Source organism: Halobacillus campisalis (assembly GCF_030345335.1).
Classification (GTDB): domain Bacteria; phylum Bacillota; class Bacilli; order Bacillales; family Halobacillaceae; genus Halobacillus_A; species Halobacillus_A campisalis.
This window is the reverse complement of sequence record NZ_JAPVRC010000001.1, coordinates 293,160-316,246: the sequence shown is the minus strand read 5'-3', so window position 1 is coordinate 316,246 and position 23,087 is coordinate 293,160. Positions and strand designations below refer to the sequence as shown.

The window sequence follows — 23,087 nt, the reverse complement described above, 5'->3', positions numbered from 1 at the left end:
ATGAATCAGAAAAACGTCATCCAGGCTATAAAGAAACTAGTTCATGAGCACTTTGCTGAAGACCCTACCGGCCACGACTATTATCATATGGATCGTGTCGCCAAATGGTCGCTTGCTATTGCACATGATGAAGGAGCCGATCTTTTTGTAGCAGAGGCAGCAGGCTGGCTCCACGATATAGGTGATGCGAAATTGTTCGATCATCCTGAAACCGCCTTAGAAGAACTGAGGGACTTCCTTCTCACTCTTCAATTAAACGAACAGAAGATAAATGATATTTTCGCTGCCATTCAAGATGTTTCCTTCTCAAAAGGCACTGTACCAGAAACGCTAGAAGGAAAGATTGTCCAGGATGCCGACCGGCTTGACGCTCTCGGTGCAATCGGAATCGCCCGGACATTTGCTTATGGAGGTAGTCATAAACAGCTGTTACACAGTGATCAAAGCTCCACATCCATTCAACATTTTTATGATAAACTGCTCACATTATCATCCAACGTGCACACTCCTTTTGCAAAGAAGGAAGCAGACAAACGGCACAAATATATGTTAAATTATTTAGAGCAATTTTTTGAAGAATGGAACACAGAGGGAATTTAGAGAAAGCTGGTGAAGCTCTATGAACAATGAACAAACATACTTAGAATTATGTAAAGAAGTGCTGAATAAAGGATCGGTCAAGGGTGACCGTACCGGTACAGGAACGTATTCTTTGTTCGGATATCAAATGCGCTTTGATTTACAAGAGGGATTTCCTTTACTGACGACTAAAAGAATACCCTTTCGATTAATCGTGAGCGAACTTTTATGGTTTATCAAAGGAGATACGAATATCCGTTACCTGTTGGAGCACAACAATAACATATGGAATGAATGGGCCTTTCAATCATATATCGAAAGCTCCGAATACGAAGGACCGGACATGACCGATTTTGGCAGGCGCAGTCAGCAGGATGAAGAATTCAAAGCTTCCTATGATAAAGAAATGGCTGCATTCAAAGAAAAAGTTTTGCATGATGACAGTTTCTGCGAGCGTTTTGGTGACCTGGGATCAGTCTATGGCAAACAGTGGAGAGCTTGGGAGACAACGCGCGGTGACACCATCGATCAGCTTAAGGATGTTATTTACAACATTAAACATAATCCCGATTCGAGAAGGCACATTGTTACAGCCTGGAATCCAGAGGATGTGCCTTCCAATATGGCTTTACCTCCGTGTCATATGATGTTCCAGTTTTATGTAGCTGATGGGAAGTTGTCCTGTCAGTTGTACCAACGAAGTGCTGATATTTTTCTTGGCGTACCTTTTAATATTGCAAGCTATGCGCTTCTTACCCATTTGATTGCGAAGGAATGTGGTTTGGAGGTAGGTGAATTCGTTCACACGCTAGGAGATGCCCACATCTACTCAAACCATATCGAACAAATAGAAAAGCAGCTGTCGAGAACACCGAAAGAATCTCCAGAATTATTATTGAATAAAGAAATCGAGAGCTTGTTCGATTTTGAAGTGGGAGATATTAAATTAGAAGGCTATGACCCACATCCCGGGATAAAAGCTCCAGTAGCCGTGTAAACTTGTTATAAAAAAGATATTAGTAGAGAGGTGAGGTTATGATTTCTTTTGTGTTTGCAATGGATAAGAATCGTTTGATAGGAAAAGACAATGATTTGCCTTGGCATATCCCTCGGGATTTTAAATTTTTTAAAGATACGACCTGGGGGCAGACGATTATTATGGGGAGAAAGACTTTCGAGTCGTTCGGGAAGCCCCTTCCAGAACGGAAACATATTATTTTGACATCAGATGAAAACTATGAAGTGGAAGACTGCGAAATCATTCATTCGATAGATGATATTATCCGTTTAAATGAATCTTACCCTGACGTTGAATGGTTTGTCATAGGAGGCAGCGTATTATTTGAGAAAATGCAGCCTTTCGCCGATCGGATGTATATGACGTATATTGACCATGAGTTCGAAGGAGATACTTTCTTCCCTGAATATGAGGAAGCGGATTGGCATTTAGTGGAGGAGAAGAAAGGCATCAAGGACGAGAAAAATCCTTATGATTATTATTTCCGCATTTACGACCGTGTGAGATTATGAGCGTTAACAATGTGAAAATTTGTGGCGCGGTCCTTGCCGGTGGCGGCTCTACAAGGATGGGAACAGATAAATCTCAAATGACTCTTGGTGGTCAGAGGGTGCTTGATAGGATATTTAACACGTTGGAGAAGGTTGTCCCTCGTGTATTTGTAAATTGTAATTACACTGTAGAACCCTATCCATGCATAAAGGATCAGCATCCGGGCAACGGACCTCTAGGAGGAATCCACGCCGTCCTCGATGCGGCCGATGAAGGTTACGTCACGATTTCAGCCTGTGATACACCTTTTATCGACCCACAAATAATAGAAGCTATAAAGCAACACATAACCCCTTATACCGATGCGGTCATCCCTGTATATGGAGGCCGTGTTCAACCGCTGTCTGGCATATATCATCAAAGCCTTGCTCCACTTTGTGAGGAGTTGATTTCCCGTGAAGAACGTAAAGTGGTCTCTCTTTTAGAAGAAGAGAGGTGTCGAGTCACGTATGTACATGACTTTACCGGTATGTCAGAGGAAACGCTTGCCTGGCATTTTTTCAATATGAATACAAAAAAAGACTTTGAAGAAGCGATGATTCATTTGGAAAAATCCAGTATCGATAAAGACAACCGCCATCAAACGTGATATGATAGACAAAGATTGATATATGAACCATGTAAACGTTTAAGCTTATGTTTATATAAAGGAAGGTGACTCTATGTTATCTAGCATCGGTATACCAGGATTAATTTTAATTCTTGTCATTGCACTAGTGATTTTCGGACCGAAAAAGCTCCCGGAAATAGGCAAAGCTACAGGAGAGACTTTGAGGGAATTCAAAAAATCTGCACGTGATTTGACCGAAGATGGAAAAGATGAAGTGTCAGAATCTAAAAATATCATAGACGGTAATAACTCTAGCCAGCAAAAATAATCATCATACTGGAGTGTTGAAACATGCTATCGAGTATTGGCGTGCCAGGTCTTTTACTTATATTGATTACCGCTTTAGTCGTTTTCGGTCCCGCTAAACTTCCTGAGATTGGGAAGGCGTTCGGCAGTTCCTTAAAGGAATTTAAGAAAGCTACTGGTGATTTAATGTCGGATGAGCAGTCCTCTGCTAAAGAAGACAAAAAAGGTAAATAAAGAAGATGTAAGGGGCTTCCCTTACATCTTCTTTATGTCAGGCCGCTAACTATAGCCTGGGAGGATGTAGATCATGTCAGATAACAGTAATTCCAATCACGACCTGGAAATGAATATAACCGATCATTTAACAGAACTGAGAAGACGGATCATTTGGTCGCTTGCATCATTCATCATATTTTTTATCGCAGGGTTCGTCTACATTCGTGAAATCTACAGCTTTCTTGAATCGGACATCCCTATAAAACTCAGCGTGACAAGCCCTGGTGAAATCATTTGGATTTATTTCACGCTTGCAAGCATCATAGCTCTTATTGGCTCTCTGCCTATGTTAAGTTTGCAGCTATGGTTATTTATCAAGCCGGCCCTCACTCCAAAAGAAACGAAAGTGTCACTGGCTTACATACCTGCCATATTTTTGTTGTTTGTGTCCGGATTAGCTTTCGGTTACACCGTTTTTGTGCAGCTGATTTTACCCTTCTTACTTTCACTGAACGACGGCATGTTCAATGAACTGTTTACTGTGGAACGTTATTTCCGGTTCGTCTTTAGAGTGACCATTCCGTTTGCTCTACTCTTTGAAATCCCGATATTTGTCATGTTTCTGACAAGCCTCGGAATTCTGAATCCAGAGCTTCTCGTTAAAATACGAAAATATGCATATTTCGTATTGATCATTATTGGAACGATGATTTCACCGCCGGATTTCATTTTGCAGATCGTAGTTGCAATTCCACTCATTATTTTATACGAAGTAAGTATAATCCTTTCCCGTATCGTTTATCGTAAAAAACTTAAAGCGCACAGGGAATTCATGGAAGACAGTGAAAGCTAGATTTATCGTGAAAGACTAACTTTTGCTATAACAACGTAAACATGTTAAAACTATACAAAAGAGACTGCAGGGAGGGGATCTGTAGTGAGATCGTTCTACCATTACATGATGAGATACAGGGGCAACAAACAAATAGATGATGAAAGACAGCTGGCGGATTGGATGTTTGAAGATCATAGTTTTCCTAAACAGGCAAAATCTTATGATGAAATCAGCAGTTATTTGGAGTGGAATGTGCCATTTCCTAATGCGCTTGCAGTATTTGATCGTTTATATGACGCTTACCAAATCGAAGAAAATTAACTATGAAGATACCTTCTCACAGGTATCTTTTATTTTTTCCAGGTGCAATAAAATCTAGTATAATGGTAAGTAAGAGTTTTAGAGAGAAAGTAGGGTATTTATGAGAATTTTACATACAGCCGATTGGCACCTTGGTAAAATCGTCAACAACGTTTATATGACAGATGATCAAGCTTATATTCTGGATCAGTTTATAGATATAGTAAAAGACACACAGCCTGATGCCGTAGTGATAGCAGGTGACTTATACGACAGATCTATCCCTCCTAAGCAGGCCGTTGACTTATTGAACAAAACATTGACTAAGTTAATCAACGATTTACAAATTCCCGTTCTCGCGATTTCTGGGAATCACGACAGCCCTGACAGACTGGAGTTCGGTGCGCAGCTATTTCGCAAACAAGGGTTTTATTTGGATACGAAGCTATCTAGTAACTACGAACCCGTGTCGTTTGAAGACGAATATGGTCCTGTTCACTTTCATCTAATCCCTTATGTGGAACCCGCAGAAGTCGCTTACATGCTTAAAGATGATTCTATAAAAAGTCATCAGCAGGCAGCGGAGCGGCTGATTGAATTCATTATGGAGAAATATGATAGAAACGAACGTCATATTTGGGTCGGACATGCCTTCATTGCCGGAGGAATGGAATCTGAATCTGAAGAACGCCTTTCGATGATAGGCGGAAGTCCATATGTGGATGCGTCATTGTTTGAAGACTTCTCATATGTAGCTTTAGGTCATTTACATCAGGCACAAAGAATCAAAAGAGAAGCCGTCAGATACAGTGGTTCTATCTTGAAGTATTCCTTTTCGGAAGTGAACCATAACAAATCAGTGACTCTTGTAGAATTGAAAGATCGCGATGATTTCACTTTCGAACAAATCCCTTTACTACCTAAGCGTGACTTTGAAGTGGTAGAGGGCTATTTTGATGAACTGATGTCAGGCGGCAGTGCGAAAAGTGACGAGAACTATTTGCACATACGTCTTCTAGATGATGGTCAAATCCTTGATCCAATGGGAAAACTGAGAAAAGTGTATCCTAATATCCTTCATTTAGAGAGGGCCTCTTTCACTGCATCTAATCAAAAAGAAAAGGTGCAGCAGCTGCAATCAAGACAAAAACAAAGTCCTCTCGAGTTATTTTCAGCTTTTTACGAAGATATTAAAGGAGATGAGCTGCCTGAACAAAGGAAGCAATTGATCCAGACCGCGATTGAAGATGTGAGAGCGGCAGAAAGGGGGAAATAGCATGAAAGCCATCCATTTGACGATGAACGCATTTGGCCCATACAAATATAAGCAAGTCGTGGATTTCACCCAGCTTGGGGGTGAATCTATATTTTTAGTAACCGGCCCTACCGGCGCTGGTAAAACTACAATTTTTGATGCGATGTGTTTTGCACTCTACGGGAGAGCGAGCGGCACCGATCGCGATCAGGATACATTGAAGAGTCATTTTGCAAAAGATGACGAGACGACTTATGTGAATTTCGTTTTTATGCTTCGCGGCAAACAATACCGTATTGAACGGATGCCCAAGCAATGGAAGAAAAAGGAGCGTGGTGAAGGCTTGAAAGAGGAGCCGACACGTGCTCAGCTATATTTGATCCAAGACGAAGAAGAACGTCTCCTAGCTTCAAAAATCAAAGAGGTCAATGAAACGATTGAAGACCTGCTGCGCCTCGACTATGAGCAATTCAGAAAAATGATAATGATCCCTCAAGGTGAGTTTCGGAAGCTTATCTCAGAGAATAGTAAGGAAAGGGAAGATATTTTACAAAAAATATTTCACACTCATTTCTATTCCCAATTGACCGATCACTTCAAGTCTCTAACTAAAAACTTAGAAGAACAAATGAAGCAGTTCGAATGGAAGCTGGAGCAGGAAACCGAAAAAATTCAATGGGACCGGGAAGAAGAAGTTACGGAAAACACACCTGATAAAATCGTCGAACGGTTGGAACGTACACTCACCCATCAAAGGTCTCAAAAAACGACGGAAGAAGAGCAGCTTAAAGTTTTAAATAAAGCGACAGAAAAAGCCCAGGAAAATTTTCATCACTCAAAAAACATTGAAGATCTATTCGTCGAACAAGCTAAGCTTCGTGAAGAGAAACAACTATTGAATGAAGAACAAAAAACTATGGACCAAATAAATTTATCAATTGAACTGGCAAAGCGCGCTGCAGAAGTCCACCCCTTCAAAAAACAAGTGGATGAACGACAGCAAGAAAAACAGCGTCTAGAGAAACAATTAGAATCGCATAAGATACAAGTGGACCAGGCCGAAAAGAAGTATGATAGTGCCAAACAGTTGTATGAAAAAGAAAAGTCTAATCAAGAACATAGAGAACAATTAAAAGAAGATATGAAAAGAAAACAAGAAATGCTTGATCGACTGGGGCAAGTGCTGACACTTGATCAATCGGTACGTGAATTGGAGAACAAACAGGCAGGCCTTAAAAGTGAACAGAATGAAATAAATAATCATAAAACATCCAGTCTTGAGGAAAAAGAAAGGCTCAACAAATACGCTTCGATGGAGAGAGAAGTTACGACAACTTTATATGAGGCAAAAGAAAAAAATACAGAGATCTTTCGACAGCTTGATCACATCAATAAGTTAAGAAACGAATGGAAAAAGCTTCAGACTTTAAGAACGAAGTATCAAAATTTAAGGAATGAAACAAGAACGGTTCATACTCAAAAAACAGACGCAAAGAAACATTATGATCATGCGATTGAAGAGCTGAAGCAGCACCGTGCTTACCATTTAGCTTTAGACCTCTCAGGCGATCAGCCTTGCCCTGTATGTGGGTCAAGCGAGCACCCATCGCTGGCCGAACAGCCCGAAGGTGTCAAATCAAATAAAGAAATCGATGAGTTGAAGTCGCAGTACGAAATGGCTGCACATAAGTATGAACAAAAATATGAAACAATGACAACGGCGAAAGCAGAAGGTGAGTCTCAAAAGCAGATCGTAGAAACATTGTGCAAGGAAATCTCTCACCTTAAAGCTGATGAGCTTACGGATGAATTGATAGAAGAGTATCATCGAGAATCATTAGATGCTTCTAATGACCAAAAACGCCGGACCGAAGAAGCTGAGAAACAATTGAAGCAAGCTCAAGAAGCAGCGGACCTTCTAAAGAAAGTGGATGATAAGCTTCAGCGATGGCGTGAACAGGAAGAAGCACTTATAAAACGCTCTCACCAATTGGAGCAGGAAAAGGTTCAAGTCGAAACTCAACTCCATCATCTTAAAAATACGTATGCGTTTGAAACATTTGACTCAAAAAAAATGGAAGAGCGTGCAAGCGAAGCTGTAAAAAGGTATGAACGGGCCGTCAATGAATGGGAAAAAATCCAGGAAGATTATCAAACGTTCCTTGAGCAATACCAGACGTCCATTACAAAAAAAGAAGAAACTGAGCGATACTTTAAGGATTCGAAACAAGTTCTTAAGGAAAAAGAAGAGCAGTTCCATTTGAAGCTTGAACAATTTCAGTTCCAATCGGTCGAACACTATACATCAGCTTTAAAGCCGGCTGATGAAATCCAGAGCATGGAAGATCGCATTCAGTCATTTGAAAAGCGCAAGGCAATCGCAGATGAACGGTTACAAGAGCTGAATATCAAATTGGCTGGCCAGTCGCGCCCGGATCTTGATCAAGTACATGAAGTTTGGGAAATAAAAAAAGCAGAAGTCGAAAAGCAACAACAAGTCGTTCACCATTTACAGGTTGTCTGCAGCCAAAACGAAACAGTCGCAGATACGATGAAAAATCTACTGGCAGAACAAGAGGATTTTTCCCGTCAATATTATGATTTAGCCGAGCTGTCCAACCTGGCAAGAGGGGATAATCCTTTAAAACTTTCCCTTGAACGATACGTTCTAGCCTCTTATCTGGATGAAATTCTGATTCAAGCCAACATCCGTCTTGATCAAATGAGCGACCACAGATACCAATTGACCCGCAGTGATGCCGTCGCAAAACGAGGAGCACAAAGCGGTCTGGACTTGGAGGTCATCGATCATCACACTGGTCAAAAACGTTCAGTCCGAACCCTGTCAGGAGGGGAGGGGTTCAAAGCAAGCTTAAGCCTTGCTTTAGGAATGTCAGACGTGGTGCAGTCTCATGCGGGGGGTGTACAGTTGGAAACGTTATTTATCGACGAAGGTTTCGGCACACTGGATGAAATTTCGCTTGAGCAAGCGATCGGATGCTTAAGAAGTCTTCAGGATGGGAATCGAATGTTAGGTATCATTTCACATGTCCCTCAATTGAAGGAAGAGATTCCTGCCAAGCTGCAAATCCACTCAGGCCCGGAAGGATCTACAGTAGAATTCACTTTTCAATGATCATTAAATAAAGGGGGAAATATTATGTCTACACCACTTTCCATGGAATGGACACTCATAACCGGCGGCAAAGAAAAGCGTGTCAATCCGGACGATAATTTATTTGAAATCACGTTTGAAGGCTACAAGCTGTTTCCGATGAATGAAACGATTGAAATTAAGAGAAATGTGCGAGCAGATCAAATCGGTTCAGGGGAAATCAAAGAACTTTTACTTAAAGATAATACAACTATTTGCAAGTATCGATTAATTTCCCTGCATTCCGTCAATTAAATGAAAAAGCATAGAACACGTCGTGTCACTTCCTGCGGTTGCCCGGGAAATAAAAACCGGGGAAATAAAGCAAATAAAGGAGATTGTTGTGCAAATATTCATCAATGATTGGGCAGAAATTTTATCAGAAGAATTGAATAAGACATACTATCAAAAGCTGAGAGAGTTTCTAAAAAAAGAATACGCGACTGAACGAGTTTTTCCGCGAATGGAAGATATTTATGCGGCTTTCCATCATACGGCTTACGAACAGACAAAAGTTGTGATTATCGGACAGGATCCTTATCATGGAGAAGGTCAAGCCCATGGGTTCAGCTTTTCTGTGCAAAAAGGAGTGGACATTCCTCCCTCTCTTCAAAACATCTTCAAAGAGTTGAAAAGCGATACAGGAATAGAGCCGCCAAACCATGGCAATTTGGTAGCGTGGGCTGAGCAGGGCGTCCTTTTACTGAATAGTGTGTTGACCGTACGTGCCCATAAAGCCAATTCCCACCGTAATCAGGGATGGGAAGTATTCACTGATCGAGTGATTGAAGCTCTTAATCAGAGAGAACGGCCAGCCGTATTTATATTATGGGGGAAACCCGCACAGCGAAAAGCGGCTTCTGTCGATACGAGTAAACATCTAGTTCTGCAGGCACCCCATCCAAGCCCATTAGCAGCCTACCGTGGTTTTTTCGGAAGTCGACCGTTTACTAAAGCGAATGAATTCCTTGAAAGCAAAGGACAAGACATGGTGAACTGGCGTATCCCCGATTAAACATCTATAAAAGCAAAGGCCCATACACCCTTTCTTCATCGAGCATAGGCTATGTTATGACGAGTTACGGAGGGGTCTTTATGTATCGTAATCAACCATTTTTCGGCCCTGCTAGAAATGTACCAGGCATCCAACCTCAACAGTTTCAAAATATGAGAGGAATACTTCCTAATTTTTTAAGTGGTGGAGGGCCTGGGCCGGGTGCCGGAGGATTCGGGCAAATGCCTTTCTTCGGTCCGCAAGCTCAAGTTCCAGCCGCCGGGGGGAATTGGCTAAATCAAATCCAGGGAGCATTGAAAGCTATGCAGTCTGCAGGTCCGATGATCAAACAGTATGGACCTATGGTGAAAAACTTACCTGCTATGATCAATATGATGAAGCTGATGAACGAATCAGACGATGAAGAAGCTGAAGATGAGGAATCTGAAGAAAGCAGCGGAAGTAAGAAAGAAGAACCTAAAAGAAAACACAAAGAGAAGGGCAGTTCTAACCACAAGCAAAGGAAGCGGAACAGTTCTAAAAAGGTGGAAAAGAAGAGGGAATCCTCTAATCAAGGAGCGTCACAGCCTAAGTTATACATTTAGGCTGTGCATGTTACTTGATTTTTTCTTTTATATTAGCAAAAATAGAAGATACGCATTGAACTTATCGATAATGGAGGTTCTCATATGAAGGAACAATATAAAAAAGCAACGTTCGCTGGAGGGTGTTTCTGGTGCATGGTCGAGCCCTTTGAAGAACGCCCTGGTATTATTTCAGTGAAATCGGGTTATACAGGAGGTCACACTGATAACCCTACTTATATGTCCGTGATTACGGAAACGACAGGCCACCGTGAAGCGGTTCAAATCGTATATGATCCAAGCATCTTCCCATATGAGAGGCTTGTAGAGATTTTCTGGCAGCAAATCGACCCTACAGATGCTGGCGGGCAGTTTGCCGATCGAGGGGAATCGTATACGACAGCGATATACTATCATGATGATGAACAGAAAAAGATAGCTGAAGAAAGTAAGAAGAGTATGGAAGCATCAAATAAATTCAAAAGCGAAATCGTAACCGATATTTTGCCAGCGAAAACTTTTTACGAAGCTGAAGAGAAGCATCAGGAGTATCATAAAAAGAATGCTTATCATTATAAAAGGTATAAAAAAGGTTCTGGCCGTGCAGATTTCATCAAGGATCACTGGCACGTTAATAAGAACAAAAAAGATCTTAAAGACAAACTGTCTTCCATTCAATATCACGTAACGCAAGAAAACGGCACAGAGCGCCCTTTTCAGAATGAATATTATGATCATGAAGGCGAAGGTATTTATGTTGATCTTGTATCTAAAGAGCCTTTATTCAGCTCAAAGGACAAGTATGATGCGGGCTGCGGGTGGCCAAGCTTTACGAAACCGATTGAAAAACAGCAGGTAAAAGAAAATGTTGATACCTCCCACGGCATGGTGCGTACAGAAGTGCGCAGTGATAAAGGAGACTCCCATCTCGGGCATATTTTTGACGACGGCCCTTCAGATCGAGGAGGAATGCGCTACTGTATTAATTCGGCAGCTCTCGAGTTTATTCCTAAAGAGGAACTGGACGAGAGAGGTTACGGATTTTTGAACTATTTATTTGATTGAGTGAAAGCAGGCCGGTTTAGTGCCTGCTTTTTTTACTTAGATGGTTTGGTATACTGTATATATGCCTGACATAAGGAGATGGACGCTGTGGGTAGAAAAAAAGCACTTACAAAAGAAGAACTTTTCCAGGCGACAGGACAACTGATCCGGACTGATGGCATTCATGGCGTTCATTTTAAAAAACTCTCAGAAAAGCTTGAGGTGGGCCGAAGTACACTTTACGAGTACTATCGGAACAAAGATCAGCTGTTGATCGCTTATTTGCGCGAAATTATGAATGAGATGAATGGACGCATAGAATCTATTCCTCATCATCTAAAAGCCAATGAAAAGCTTCGGAAGTTTTTATTTATACTCCTAGACCATGCTCAAATCCATCAGGTCGAAAGAATGATCAGGGATATTCAAACGAGTGATCAGGAACTTGCCGCGTATTATATGGAACAATTAGCTGAAGAACATCAAAAGGCTTATCAAATCATGATCGATTGGATTGAAGAGGCGAAGAGAAAGGGGATCTGGTCCGCGGAAGTAGATACGGGGATTATTGCCGACATTATTTTTCACGCGATTTTGTTTCCTTATAAAAATAAAGTGGGGAATGAACAAATGGCAGATCAAATTTTGAATTTGATCGAACACGGTGTGGCTGAGAATAAAATGACAAAATAACCTCGCTTCCAACTCAAAAGCGAGGTTATTATTTATTTAAATGGATTTTTCCATTCAGTGAGAAGGCCGTAATTACAGGATTCCTTATCATCAATATACTCAGCGATCGGACGCACAGGTGATCTTCCAGCTTTAAATAAAAAAGTGAGAACGGGATCATGAATTTCACTTTGAAGGATAAGGTTGACATATTCCTCCGGAGTGTATTCATCCTCGTATTTATAGTAAGAAGGCATACGTGCTCCTCCAATGAGTCGATCAAGCCCTAAGTGGACAACGGTTTCATACATAGCCTGAGTCAATTGGCTGCCTAAACCTAATGAGCGATATTCAGGATCCACGCAAATATCTACAACGTACAGCTCTGTACCTTTCTCATCGTGTGTCCTCATAGTCCCATTTCCTGTGATATCTTCCCACGTATGATCCTTTTGGTCATCCACCGTACATCTCATAGCTGTCATTGATCCTGCGATGATTCCTTCGACTTCAATGCAAAGACATCCTTCTGGGAAAATGCTGATATGCTCTTGAAGCTGAGATTGATTCCACCATAAGTCTGAAGGGAAAGGAGGAGGGAAGGCTTTCTTTTGTACCTCAATCAGGCGTTCAAAATCGTTGTCATTGTAATTACGTATATGTAAGTGGTTCAGACGTTTACCTTTTGCATCATAACCATAAATCCATTTATCCATTATGTTTCACCTCTTCAACTGTTTGTAAAATAGTATAGCATGCCTCTTCTTAAGAATGATATATCTCTGTTTTTGACATTATCTCGAATTAAAGATAAAATTCAATTATAGGTATTAGTAAAGGGAACTATATTAATATTATGTAAACTATATAGTAATCAGGAGGTTAAAGTTATGAAGATGAAACATATTTTTAAAGAGGGTCGTTCAAAAGATAGTCCCGTTCTCCTTCTTTTGCACGGTACTGGAGGTACAGAAGAAGATTTAATCCCTCTCGCTCAAATGATCGATCCAGAAGCGGCTGTCCTATCTGTTCGGGGGAATGTGTCTGAGCAGGGGATGCCCCGGTTTTTCCGTCGATTACGAGAAGGAGTATTTGATGAGGAGGATCTTGTATTCCGTACACAAGAATTGCAGGAGTTTCTAGATGAAGCTGCTTCAGCGTACGAATTTAACAGAGATCAAGTCGTGGCGGTCGGCTATTCGAACGGTGCAAATATAGCTGGCAGCTTAATGTTTCATTATGGAGAAAGCATAAAATCTGCTATATTGTTCCATCCTATGGTTCCTAGAAGAGGAATTGAGCTCCCTGATTTAACTGAGACCCGTGTATTTATTGGAGCAGGGGAAAACGATCCAATTTGTCCTGCTCAAGAGACTGTGGACTTAAAGGAGTTGCTCGAAAGTGCGGGTGCTGACGTTACGACCCACTGGGAACGGATGGGGCACCAATTGACAGAAGCAGAAGTGAATAAGTCTGCTAAGTGGTATAAGTCTAAATTATGAATTGAGTTGCAAGCCCATTCCTTGTATTATAGAGCTTGAAGGAGGCTGTTTTATAATGATTCATAAAACTTGGGACCAGACAGAACCGATTAAAAAAATTGAATGTGTTCATAATGAAGCGAAAAAGTTTGTCGTAAGTAATGTACTCACACCAGGAAAAGTTTACGACGTTCAAAACGAGAGTGAAGAGTTTTATTTCGTCATTGACAATTCAGGCCGTATCGGCGGTTTTTATAAAGAATATTTCAAAGAATTATAAAAACGATAGAAAGTTATTAGCTTCGCCTCAGTCTGTCGAAAATTATTCGACAGACTGATTTTAAATTATATAGTTAAACCTCAGTAACCCTCTACTATCTCCTATAGCTAGATCTCTGTTGAGCCCCGCCATCAACAATACTCTTTTACTAAATACGACAAAATCCTCCGGTTTAATATTTTTCATTATCCATGGAATTTGATTTATAGTTAAATGTTCAATTCTGCAAGACATTTTAACCTGGATGATCCTCCTCATCTATTCTTTTCTGAATCGGTGATGAATAGGTTGATAGAATTACGGTTACAATAGAATTGAGTATGTTTAACTTTAATTTAATGCTTTCGAAAGATCACTTCTTGTCAAGTCGTATTTCTTCATTGATAATAGAAGTAAGAGGTAAGAATAAAGGGGGAGTCATAATGGACAAACTTATTTTAGTACGCCACAGTGAGACAGAGGGTCAGCATGAAGACTCACCGTTAACAAAGTTAGGTGTCCGGCAAGCTCAAGTATTAGCCGCATTCCTGGACAATTCAGGTTATGAAATTAATCGCATCATCTCAAGTCCATTCCTGCGTGCAATCGAAACAATCAAACCGTATGCTATGGATAAAGGGATTGAAATTGAGCGGGACGAAAGACTGGAAGAACGGATTCTAAGTCACACCCCACTGGATGACTGGGAAGAAGTCCTTTATGACACATTCGAAGATCCAGAGATGAAAATGTCTGGAGGCGAATCCTCCATTGAAGCTAAGGAACGAGCGCTCTCCCTTATTGAAGAGCTTGAAGAAGAACAAGGGAATATCATTTTGGTCACTCACGGAAACCTATTAGCATTAATAATGCAAAAATATAAAAGAGAATTCGGATTCAATGAATGGAAACGGCTATCACGCCCTGATATATTTCTAGTTCAGAAACAGGGAGGCGAATATACCGTCGAAAGAGTTTGGCAGGAATAGACGAATATCGTGGAATTTAGCTAACCGATTGCGAAATTCGTCTAAAATCGTTATCATAAGTAAAGTAGTCTTGTTTAACAATCCCGTAAATGGTGTATATGAATAGTGTGCATCCTTAATTTTTCTAGAGAAGGAAGGAGGAGATTCACGTGGCTTTTGTTATTACTTCCCCTTGTAAAGACGAGAAAGCTGGAGAATGTGTAGATGTTTGTCCAGTAGACTGTATAGAAGAGGGTAAAGATATGTTTTATATCGACCCATCGATCTGCATTGATTGTGGTGCTTGTGAAGCGGTATGTCCAGTTGAGGCAATTTATATTGAGGACGAAGTACCTGAAGAAGAAAACAAATACATCGAATTGAACCGCCAGTATTTTGAGCAGCAGTAATCGACACATATTTTTAAAAAGTCATCTCTATGTAGCATAGGGGTGACTTTTTTAATAGGTGAAAAGGAGTAACTTCTGTTCCAAAAGGGTATGGATTAGGTATAAAAGGGGGAAATTATCATGGGTAAACTTAAGAATAAATCAGCGATTATTACAGGTGCGAGCAGTGGGATAGGTAAAGCGATCGCCGAACACCTTGCACAAGAAGGGGCAAATGTCGTATTAGCTGCAAGACGTGCCCATAAACTGCAGCAATTGGCGGAAGATGTAGAAGATAAATATGGAGTCCGTGCAATCGTCAGTGAAACAGACGTGACGAAGCGTTCGGATGTTGAAGATTTGGTCAAACATACAACAGATAAGCTTGGCAGTGTCGATATATATGTAAATAACGCAGGTGTCATGCTATTGTCATTCCTTAAGAACGATCACGTCGATGAATGGGAGCAGATGGTCGACGTGAATATTAAGGGTGTGCTGTTTGGCATCCATGCCGCCTTGCCTCAAATGCTTAAACAGCAATCAGGGCATATCATCAATGTTGCATCTGTTGCAGGACACGAAGTTTTTCCTTCAAGTACAGTCTATAGTGCGACAAAGTACGCCGTTAAAGCTTTATCTATGGGAATGGAAAAAGAATTGTCCCGCTCTGGGGTTCGGGTTACAAATGTTTCCCCGGGAGCTGTTGATACAGAATTGACAGAACATATTACTGACGGTGATGTTATTGATATGTTCAAAGATCGAGATATGACACCTTTGGATTCAGAGGATATTGCAAGCGCCGTGGCATATGCTGTCACTCAGCCTGCGTCCGTCAATGTCAACGAACTTATAGTGCGTCCTATGCATAAGAAATAAGAAAACACACCGCAGAGAACTGAGGTGTGTCGATGATCAATAGACGATCTTAAACTTTTTATGCCCTTCTTCTTCTTCAAAAGCCTGTTCATCTATTTTATCAATTTTTATGAACGGGCTGGGGCCATCTTTTATTTCTTGAAGAAAAGCTTCGAGATCATCACCTTTTCCTTCGGCCTCAATTTCTACAGAACCATCATCTTTATTTCTGACCCATCCGGTCAGCTCCTGTTGTCTGGCGATGGATTGCGCGGTGGCACGAAAGCCTACTCCCTGGACACGACCGTGAAAGACCCATTGTTTTCTTGGCATATCAACACCTCCACAGTACTTTACCTTTTTTAATGAAACTAAAAACATAAGTGAGTTGATTTATTTTGGATGAAATCCATATACAGCAAATTGAAGGGTTTGAACTCGGGCATGCTCAGTCTACAGAAGGAGGTACAGGGTGCACTGTCATTTTATCAAAAAGTGGAGCTGTTGCAGGGGTAGACGTACGAGGCGGGGCTCCCGGGACGAGAGAAACAGACCTTCTGAAATCAGAAAACCTTGTTCAGGAGGTACACGGGGTTTTTCTTTCTGGAGGAAGCGCTTATGGGCTCTCTGTCGGTCAGGGTGTTATGAACGTGTTAGAACAGGAAGGAGCAGGTTTCAATGTTGAAGTCGCTAAAGTGCCGATCGTTCCAGGAGCTATTTTATTCGATTTGGCAGTAGGCGCATCCAATATACGCCCGGGTGAGGAGATGGGGGAGCAAGCGGCTCTGAATGCGCTCGGCCACCATTTCTTTGAATCAGGAAACTACGGAGCCGGGACAGGAGCTTCGGTAGGTAAAATCCTTGGTTTTGAAAAAGCTATGAAAGGCGGATTAGGGCATTTCGCCGTGCAGGTTGGTGAGTTGAAAGTAGGGGCTGTCATAGCAGTCAACAGCTTTGGAGATATTATTGATCCCACTTCAGGTGAAAGATTAGCCGGAGCCTATAACAGGGAAAAGAAGCAATTTTTATATACGGAATCCATATTACTGAATAACTTGAACGACAGTCATGCAAATCGTTTTAGTGAAAATACCACTATTGGTACAATTATTACTAATGCTTCAATGACAAAGGCTGAAGCAAATAAACTGGCGTCGATGGCACATGATGGGCTGGCCGTAACAATGAAGCCATCCCACACGTTTGTTGACGGAGATACTTTATTTACGATGAGTACGAATGAGAAAAAAGTTGATTTAAATACATTAGGTTATTTATTTACGTATGTCGTGGAGCGGGCGGTCATTAATGCTGTACAATCGGCTGAAAGCGCCTATGGGCTCCTGTCATACAAAGAATTACAGTTGAGGTGAAAAAACGTGCTGGTTTTTGTCTATGGAACTCTTTGCCGCGGAGAGTCGAATCACAATGTTTTGAAAAATTCTAAGTTAATAAGTGAGCAAGCATGGGTCAAAGCAAAAATGTATAAAAGCCCATCGTATTATCCATTCATAAAGGAAGATGAGCATTCTCTCGTTTATGGAGAGATTTATGATATTAAGAAGGGATTATTGCCGGCCGTTGACCGCTTAGAAGGTTATCGTGAAGAAAATCCAAACTCTCTCTTTCTCCGGAATACAGTCAAGGCTTACACGGAGGCCGGTGAGTATGAGGTTGCAACCTATTTAGGCGGTGACGGTTTTGAGACCGAACACTTCATTGAAGGCGGAGATTGGAAAGTCGAGCAAGCTTTAAAACGTGATCACTTGAATTATTTTGCGTACGGATCTTGTATGGATAATGAACGTTTTATCCGTGCTGGGGTAGATCATTTATTTGAAGAAGTGAAAGGCCGGTCGGTACTTGAAAATTATCAAATGATGTTCACTCATCATCTTGAAGATGGAGCGCGAGCAGATATTGGGGAAGCGCACGGTGAACAAGTAGAAGGCGTACTCTATAAAATAAACGCGGAAGCGCTGAATTATTTGTACTATCGGGAAGGAGTGTATTCCAGTTCATACCGGCCAACAGTTGTTTATCCTTATCACAATGGGGAATATGAACGAGCAATAACGTTCACTGTCATTACAAAAGAAGAGGAAATTGCGGCTCCACTTCATTATGCAGTTGAAATTTACAGAGGAGCCAGACAATATTTATCACCTGGATATATTAACAATATCGTTACAAAATTCACTAAAAAACTTCCTGTACAAGGATTCAGGGATTATATGGACGGCGAAAAAAGGAAGAAGGGAAAAATGAATGAAGACTGAATGGAAAAAATACGTCACAAGGGACTTCACTCACCTTCATTACGTACACTTCTCTAAGCCGAGTAATGCGCAGCACCGTGCTTTCATAATGATTCACGGTGTGACGGCTGAGGTCGATCATCATAAGGAGCTGGCGGCATCTTATCAAGCGGGCGGTGATGTTTTCCTTCCGATCCTGAGAGGTTATGATAGTGAGAATGAACGTGGAGACCTTTCCTATCTTGGACAGTACGACGAAGACCTTATGGACTTTATCCATTACGTACGAAATATGGGTTTTTCCGAGATTATATTGGCTGGTCATTCCATGGGGTGCGCGAACATTCTACGCTTGATTAATAATAATAAAACACTGGCTGATTTTTATGTGTTTATAGCACCGTATTTTCATCCGAGGCTTCCAGTTTATCAAAATGATGCGAATGACCAATTCAAGCCGGAAACCGATGTCGATTTCGAAGTTTACTCTAAAAAAGCAACCTCCCTTGCTGTACTTCATCGCTTAGGATTGAACTATTGGAATAAAAGTACAGTAGCAGTCATCCCTGATGAGTTCGGGTCAGAGGGAGGAACACTGGAACTGACCTTCCGATTAATCATGTCCAGATTTTTAGAAAAGGTACCGGAAAATCTATTGACAGAAATAGAAAATTTCATCACATTTGTCGGGGAAAAAGATGAGGTGATCGTGCCAGATAAACTGAAAGAATGGCATCAAGAACAATTTCATAAAGAGGTCACTTTAATTCCAGGCGAAGACCACAACCATATTCTTCATCATTCCACTGTTCATGACAAAATAGCTTCCACGATGAATAAACAGGTTTAGCGGGTGGTCGAAATGAAGCTTTCTGATATAATATAGGCTAAAGAGGAACGAGTCAGTCAAAAGGGGAAATTGAAGATGTCTGTATCCACCAAAGAGAGTCATAGCGCAGTATTAGCTCAGATTGCTGCCCTGCATGGCGAAGTTGATAAACACAACCCTTCATTAGCAGAGAAGTTATTAGAAATCATTGAGAAATTAAAAAATGAAGAAGTGATGATCGGATTTGCCGGTCATTTTTCTGCGGGTAAATCGACGATGATTAATCATCTCTCCGAATTTGAAATTTTACCCTCTAGTCCTATACCTACTAGTGCAAATATAGTGAAGCTATTCTCAGGCGATCCTTCTACGACGGTCCATTATACTAAAGCTGATCCTGAGAAGTTCATAGGGGATATCGGGCTTGAGACCATCAAAAAACTTTGTAAAGACGGAGAGGCGATTGAGGCGATTGAAATAAGTCGTCCCCTGCCAGGCATCCCTTCCCACGTTAAACTGCTGGACACTCCGGGGGTAGATTCGACGAATGATGCCGATCGTCTGATTACGGAATCTTCTTTGCACCTCATGGATTTTATGTATTACGTCATGGACTATAACCATGTGCAGTCTGAGGTGAATTTGAACTTCCTATTAGAAATGCAGAAAAGACAAACGCCATTTTCAATCATTATTAACCAAGTCGACAAACATAATGAAGATGAACTTACCTTTGACGATTTCAAACAAAGCGTTCACGAATCGTTGTCTTTATGGGGGATAGAGCCAGAGTCGATTTATTATACCTCTTTAAAAGATATAGAGCACCAATATAGTAATCTGGACATATTAAAAGAAGACTTTCAGCATAAGTTCTCCAAACAACCCATTAAAGAACAAGCACTGTTACATGCCGAAGCGATTATTCATGAAAGCCAGCAATATATCGCCGGTCGATATTCAACCGAGTTGGAGGATTTAGAAAATAGGCTGGAGGAAGTCGACCTGACGATACAGAAAGAAGAAGAAAGACTGCAAGGATCAGACTACACAGTCGTGACCGAAGAAGATCGCGTTTCTGCAGCTAAGAAGCAATTTCAGGATCGTATTAAAAAATTCATCACGAATGCATACCTTATGCCAAGTAATGTGAGAGAAAGAGCACGGACATACTTAGAGTCTCAGCAATCAGGCTTCAAAGCAGGCCTGTTGTTTGCGAAGAAAAAAACAGAGGAAGAAAAAAAGGTTCGTCATGATAAATTTATAGAAGAACTTCAAGAAACTATTGAAAAGAACTTGCTTTGGCCATTAAGAGAGCGTTTAACTTCTTTTTTAGATGCGCAAGAGATTACTGATTCTTCCTTGCTAAAGCAGGCGCAAAAGCTTAATATCCACTATCCGGCCGCACGTGTGGAGGAGCTGATTGAGCCGGGGGCTGAAGTCACTGGGGAGTATGTACTTCGGTATACCGACCAGCTTTCAAAAGACATCCAAAAGCATTTCACTTCGGAAATGAACGAGTGGTGGGAAGAGATCGAGGGTGTATTGAAGAAGCTCGCTTATGAGGAATACAACGTCCACCGCACATTGTTAGAATCGAAAGAAGAAAAACAGGAAATTTTAGAAAAAGTAGAAAAAATCGAGTCAAAGACTGACCAATTCAAAGAAATGTTAAACGAGACGCTTTACCAGTCCCAACCTTCCAAAAAAGAAGTTGACAATCTGCTGGTAACGATAGAAAAAAAGAACGAGAAGATTGCAGAGAAACAACCGGCCGAATTAGAGCTGGCTGAAGCAAATTCAGCGGCGATAACAAAGGAAGAAGAGGGATCGCCTTCCTCACAAGCAGGAAGTTCACCAAAAGAGGAAATTTCTCCCTCAATAGACCGGGCTGTTGAAACGATACAGGATGTTCCTGGTTTAGAAGGTTTACGAACACAACTGATTGATAAAAAGGAAAGGTTGCTGCACAGAGAATACACGATTGCTCTTTTCGGCGCGTTCAGTGCTGGGAAATCGTCCTTTGCAAATGCTGTACTGGGAGACCGCGTGCTGCCCGTTTCTCCTCATCCGACGACGGCTGCTATCAATAAAATTGTCCCCCCTACTGAAAAGCATCCTCACCGAACAGTGGTCGTAAAGGTGAAGTCTGAAGAAGAACTGCTGGAAGATGTGACGCACGCCTCAGAACAGAGCTTGCCTTCAACTCTCGATGATGCGTATGAACGTGTTGCAGCTTTTGATGAGAAATTCTTGAATCAGTTAGATCATAAAAAAAGAGCTTTTCTACAAGCTTTTATCGCCGGTTACCCTCGAATGAAAGGAGACAAAGGGGAACGTATGACAATTGCGTGGGAAGACTTATCCTCTTACGTCTCAGACGAGAAAATTTCCTGCTTCATCGAGTGGGCAGAAATCTACTATGATTGTGAGTGGACGAGAAAAGGAATCAGTCTTGTAGATACGCCAGGAGCGGATTCCGTTAATGCAAGACATACGAATGTTTCATTTGAATATATAAAAAATGCAGATGCCATTCTTTTTGTCACATATTACAACCATCCCTTTTCTAAGGCGGATCAATCTTTCTTAACTCAGCTTGGGAGAGTTAAGGATGCATTCTCGATGGATAAAATGTTCTTCATCATCAATGCGGCCGACTTAGCGGATTCCGAAGAAGAAAAGCAACTCGTTGAAGAATACCTTCAAGGTCAACTACAGCAATTCAAAATCCGCAACCCGAGAATATTTTCTTTGTCTAGTCTTGAAGGACTGAAAGAAAAACAAAAGGAAGTAAACCCAGTCCACTCCGGTTTAGAACATTTTGAAACGAGGTTTAATCGTTTCTTAGAAGAAGAGCTCTCAGAAATGCTCTATTATTCGATTCATCACGATATCGAAGAAGCTGAAAGAACCCTTGAATCATTTATACGAAATGCTTCCTTGGACGAACAGCAGAAAGATGAACAATTGAATCAGCTGAAAGAAGAAAAGCAAAGGTCTATAAATGTTTTACCATGTCGCGTGACCGAAAGAGAACACGAAGCCCTCCAACAAAAGATAAATAAACAGCTTCATTATGTTCATGAAAGATTGATGCTCAATTTTAACGATTATTTCAAGAACCATATTAATCCTGCTGTTGTAAAAGGAGATAAAGCTGAAGCAAGAGAACGGTTACGTTTCGCTTCTAAAGAATTGCTCGCAGAGGTAGAGTATGAAATGAATCAGGAGATTAGAGCAGTAGCTATCAGAATGGAATCCTTCGCTAAAGAAAGAATAGACCAAATGAAGAAAGAATTGACGTCACAGCTCAAACTCATTAAACCTTCGATAGAGCTGCAGCCTTTTGAATTTGGCCGGACAGAAGCGATCACGATAAACCAAACGATTTCAATTTCCTATGAGCAATTTGCAAAACCAGCTAAATTGTTCAAGGGTACTCAGTCCTTTTTTGAAAATAATGAAAAAGAAAAGGTGAAAGATCAAATGGCTGACCTCATGTCTCAACCATTACGCGAAGCTATTAATGATAAGAATCACCTTTTAGTGAATCATTTCGCAGAGCTTATGAACATAAAGGCGCAAGAAGCATTTGACCAATGGTCCAACGAAATTGAAGCGGCTTTTGACAGGCAAATGTACAGCCTGGAGAACAAAGTGGACATTACTGATTTGAAACGTCGTCATGAAACCATTAAAAGTCTTGTATAAATTGAACTGTCTATCGAGTCATTTATAAACAGTAAAAAGGTAGAAGACACCTAAAAATAATAGGTGTGCTTCTACCTTTTTTAATGAAAAACCATCTAATTTTCATAGTTTTTGAGTATACCGTGAAAAGGTAAAGGATGTACTATAGGAGAAGTCGTTCTCTCTATAACAATCAGAAAATGAGGATGTTTTGAAGCTGACGTTTTTCGTACAGGTATGAGCAGTTAATAAAAATAAAAAAGTTTGGAAAGTGTAATGAAAAAACCTTC

At 41.0% G+C, this 23,087-nt stretch carries 26 protein-coding genes; 24 read left to right on the top strand and 2 right to left on the bottom strand.

Annotated features, from left to right (window positions below; genetic code table 11):
- The 15 genes from O2Q26_RS01540 to O2Q26_RS01470 all read left to right on the top strand — a co-directional run bounded on the left by O2Q26_RS01540 (position 1) and on the right by O2Q26_RS01470 (position 12,080).
- Positions 1-600 (top strand): HD domain-containing protein, encoded by a 600-nt coding sequence (locus O2Q26_RS01540; protein ID WP_289214265.1) that lies wholly within the window; start codon positions 1-3, stop codon positions 598-600.
- Positions 601-619: 19 nt separating this feature from the next.
- Positions 620-1,576 (top strand): thymidylate synthase, encoded by a 957-nt coding sequence (locus O2Q26_RS01535; protein WP_289214264.1) that lies wholly within the window; start codon positions 620-622, stop codon positions 1,574-1,576.
- A gap of 38 nt (positions 1,577-1,614) precedes the next feature.
- Positions 1,615-2,109 carry a dihydrofolate reductase gene (locus O2Q26_RS01530; protein ID WP_289214263.1) on the top strand — a complete coding sequence of 165 codons (495 nt, stop codon included), beginning with the start codon at positions 1,615-1,617 and terminating at the stop codon, positions 2,107-2,109.
- Between the two features lie 11 nt (positions 2,110-2,120).
- A complete protein-coding gene (gene mobA / locus O2Q26_RS01525; RefSeq protein ID WP_289214262.1) occupies positions 2,121-2,738 on the top strand; it encodes a molybdenum cofactor guanylyltransferase in 618 nt (205 codons plus the stop codon).
- A gap of 73 nt (positions 2,739-2,811) precedes the next feature.
- Positions 2,812-3,027: a twin-arginine translocase TatA/TatE family subunit gene (locus O2Q26_RS01520; protein WP_289214261.1), complete on the top strand. Its 216-nt coding sequence runs from the start codon at positions 2,812-2,814 to the stop codon at positions 3,025-3,027.
- Positions 3,028-3,050: 23 nt separating this feature from the next.
- Positions 3,051-3,239: a twin-arginine translocase TatA/TatE family subunit gene (locus tag O2Q26_RS01515; RefSeq protein ID WP_253934732.1), complete on the top strand. Its 189-nt coding sequence runs from the start codon at positions 3,051-3,053 to the stop codon at positions 3,237-3,239.
- Between the two features lie 73 nt (positions 3,240-3,312).
- A complete protein-coding gene (tatC, locus tag O2Q26_RS01510; protein ID WP_253934733.1) occupies positions 3,313-4,074 on the top strand; it encodes a twin-arginine translocase subunit TatC in 762 nt (253 codons plus the stop codon).
- Positions 4,075-4,158: 84 nt separating this feature from the next.
- A complete protein-coding gene (locus O2Q26_RS01505; RefSeq protein ID WP_253934734.1) occupies positions 4,159-4,377 on the top strand; it encodes a YozE family protein in 219 nt (72 codons plus the stop codon).
- Between the two features lie 100 nt (positions 4,378-4,477).
- Positions 4,478-5,632, top strand: a complete 1,155-nt coding sequence (locus O2Q26_RS01500; RefSeq protein ID WP_289214260.1) for an exonuclease SbcCD subunit D — start codon at positions 4,478-4,480, stop codon at positions 5,630-5,632.
- 1 nt (position 5,633) lies between these two features.
- Positions 5,634-8,747 carry an AAA family ATPase gene (locus tag O2Q26_RS01495; protein WP_289214259.1) on the top strand — a complete coding sequence of 1,038 codons (3,114 nt, stop codon included), beginning with the start codon at positions 5,634-5,636 and terminating at the stop codon, positions 8,745-8,747.
- A 24-nt stretch (positions 8,748-8,771) separates the two neighbouring features.
- Entirely contained in the window at positions 8,772-9,020 is a 249-nt protein-coding gene (locus O2Q26_RS01490) for a DUF2584 family protein (protein ID WP_289214258.1), read from the top strand.
- 88 nt (positions 9,021-9,108) lie between these two features.
- Complete coding sequence (locus O2Q26_RS01485; protein ID WP_390216430.1) at positions 9,109-9,780, top strand: uracil-DNA glycosylase; 672 nt, start codon at positions 9,109-9,111, stop codon at positions 9,778-9,780.
- 80 nt (positions 9,781-9,860) lie between these two features.
- A complete protein-coding gene (vrrA, locus tag O2Q26_RS01480; protein ID WP_289214257.1) occupies positions 9,861-10,364 on the top strand; it encodes a VrrA/YqfQ family protein in 504 nt (167 codons plus the stop codon).
- Positions 10,365-10,448: 84 nt separating this feature from the next.
- Positions 10,449-11,408, top strand: a complete 960-nt coding sequence (gene msrB, locus O2Q26_RS01475; protein ID WP_289214256.1) for a peptide-methionine (R)-S-oxide reductase MsrB — start codon at positions 10,449-10,451, stop codon at positions 11,406-11,408.
- Between the two features lie 87 nt (positions 11,409-11,495).
- The gene (locus tag O2Q26_RS01470; RefSeq protein ID WP_289214255.1) at positions 11,496-12,080 is read left to right on the top strand and encodes a TetR/AcrR family transcriptional regulator; all 585 of its coding nucleotides are present in this window, start codon (positions 11,496-11,498) and stop codon (positions 12,078-12,080) included.
- 32 nt (positions 12,081-12,112) lie between these two features.
- Here the strand turns inward: O2Q26_RS01470 and O2Q26_RS01465 are convergent, their stop codons facing one another.
- Positions 12,113-12,775, bottom strand: coding sequence for a GNAT family N-acetyltransferase (locus O2Q26_RS01465; RefSeq protein WP_289214254.1), 663 nt, complete (start codon positions 12,773-12,775; stop codon positions 12,113-12,115).
- A 180-nt stretch (positions 12,776-12,955) separates the two neighbouring features.
- Here O2Q26_RS01465 and O2Q26_RS01460 point away from each other — a divergent pair, with 180 nt between their 5' ends.
- The 5 genes from O2Q26_RS01460 (at position 12,956) to O2Q26_RS01440 (ending at position 16,038) form a co-directional block, all read left to right on the top strand.
- On the top strand, positions 12,956-13,561 hold the full coding sequence (locus O2Q26_RS01460; RefSeq protein WP_289214727.1) for an alpha/beta hydrolase: 606 nt from the start codon (positions 12,956-12,958) through the stop codon (positions 13,559-13,561).
- Between the two features lie 55 nt (positions 13,562-13,616).
- On the top strand, positions 13,617-13,820 hold the full coding sequence (locus O2Q26_RS01455) for a DUF6501 family protein (RefSeq protein ID WP_253934743.1): 204 nt from the start codon (positions 13,617-13,619) through the stop codon (positions 13,818-13,820).
- Positions 13,821-14,242: 422 nt separating this feature from the next.
- Positions 14,243-14,788 carry a histidine phosphatase family protein gene (locus O2Q26_RS01450; RefSeq protein WP_289214253.1) on the top strand — a complete coding sequence of 182 codons (546 nt, stop codon included), beginning with the start codon at positions 14,243-14,245 and terminating at the stop codon, positions 14,786-14,788.
- 149 nt (positions 14,789-14,937) lie between these two features.
- Positions 14,938-15,177, top strand: coding sequence for a ferredoxin family protein (locus O2Q26_RS01445; protein ID WP_253934745.1), 240 nt, complete (start codon positions 14,938-14,940; stop codon positions 15,175-15,177).
- Positions 15,178-15,297: 120 nt separating this feature from the next.
- Positions 15,298-16,038, top strand: coding sequence for an SDR family oxidoreductase (locus O2Q26_RS01440; RefSeq protein WP_289214252.1), 741 nt, complete (start codon positions 15,298-15,300; stop codon positions 16,036-16,038).
- Positions 16,039-16,074: 36 nt separating this feature from the next.
- Here the strand turns inward: O2Q26_RS01440 and O2Q26_RS01435 are convergent, their stop codons facing one another.
- Positions 16,075-16,350, bottom strand: coding sequence for an acylphosphatase (locus O2Q26_RS01435; RefSeq protein WP_289214251.1), 276 nt, complete (start codon positions 16,348-16,350; stop codon positions 16,075-16,077).
- A gap of 65 nt (positions 16,351-16,415) precedes the next feature.
- Here O2Q26_RS01435 and O2Q26_RS01430 point away from each other — a divergent pair, with 65 nt between their 5' ends.
- From O2Q26_RS01430 to O2Q26_RS01415, 4 genes are all read left to right on the top strand, one after another.
- Complete coding sequence (locus O2Q26_RS01430; protein ID WP_289214250.1) at positions 16,416-17,390, top strand: P1 family peptidase; 975 nt, start codon at positions 16,416-16,418, stop codon at positions 17,388-17,390.
- A gap of 6 nt (positions 17,391-17,396) precedes the next feature.
- On the top strand, positions 17,397-18,296 hold the full coding sequence (locus tag O2Q26_RS01425) for a gamma-glutamylcyclotransferase family protein (protein ID WP_289214249.1): 900 nt from the start codon (positions 17,397-17,399) through the stop codon (positions 18,294-18,296).
- Positions 18,286-19,125, top strand: a complete 840-nt coding sequence (locus O2Q26_RS01420) for an alpha/beta hydrolase (protein WP_289214248.1) — start codon at positions 18,286-18,288, stop codon at positions 19,123-19,125. The genes O2Q26_RS01425 and O2Q26_RS01420 overlap by 11 nt, the downstream gene beginning before the upstream one ends.
- 75 nt (positions 19,126-19,200) lie before the next feature.
- On the top strand, positions 19,201-22,818 hold the full coding sequence (locus O2Q26_RS01415) for a dynamin family protein (protein WP_289214247.1): 3,618 nt from the start codon (positions 19,201-19,203) through the stop codon (positions 22,816-22,818).
- Positions 22,819-23,087 lie beyond the last annotated feature (269 nt).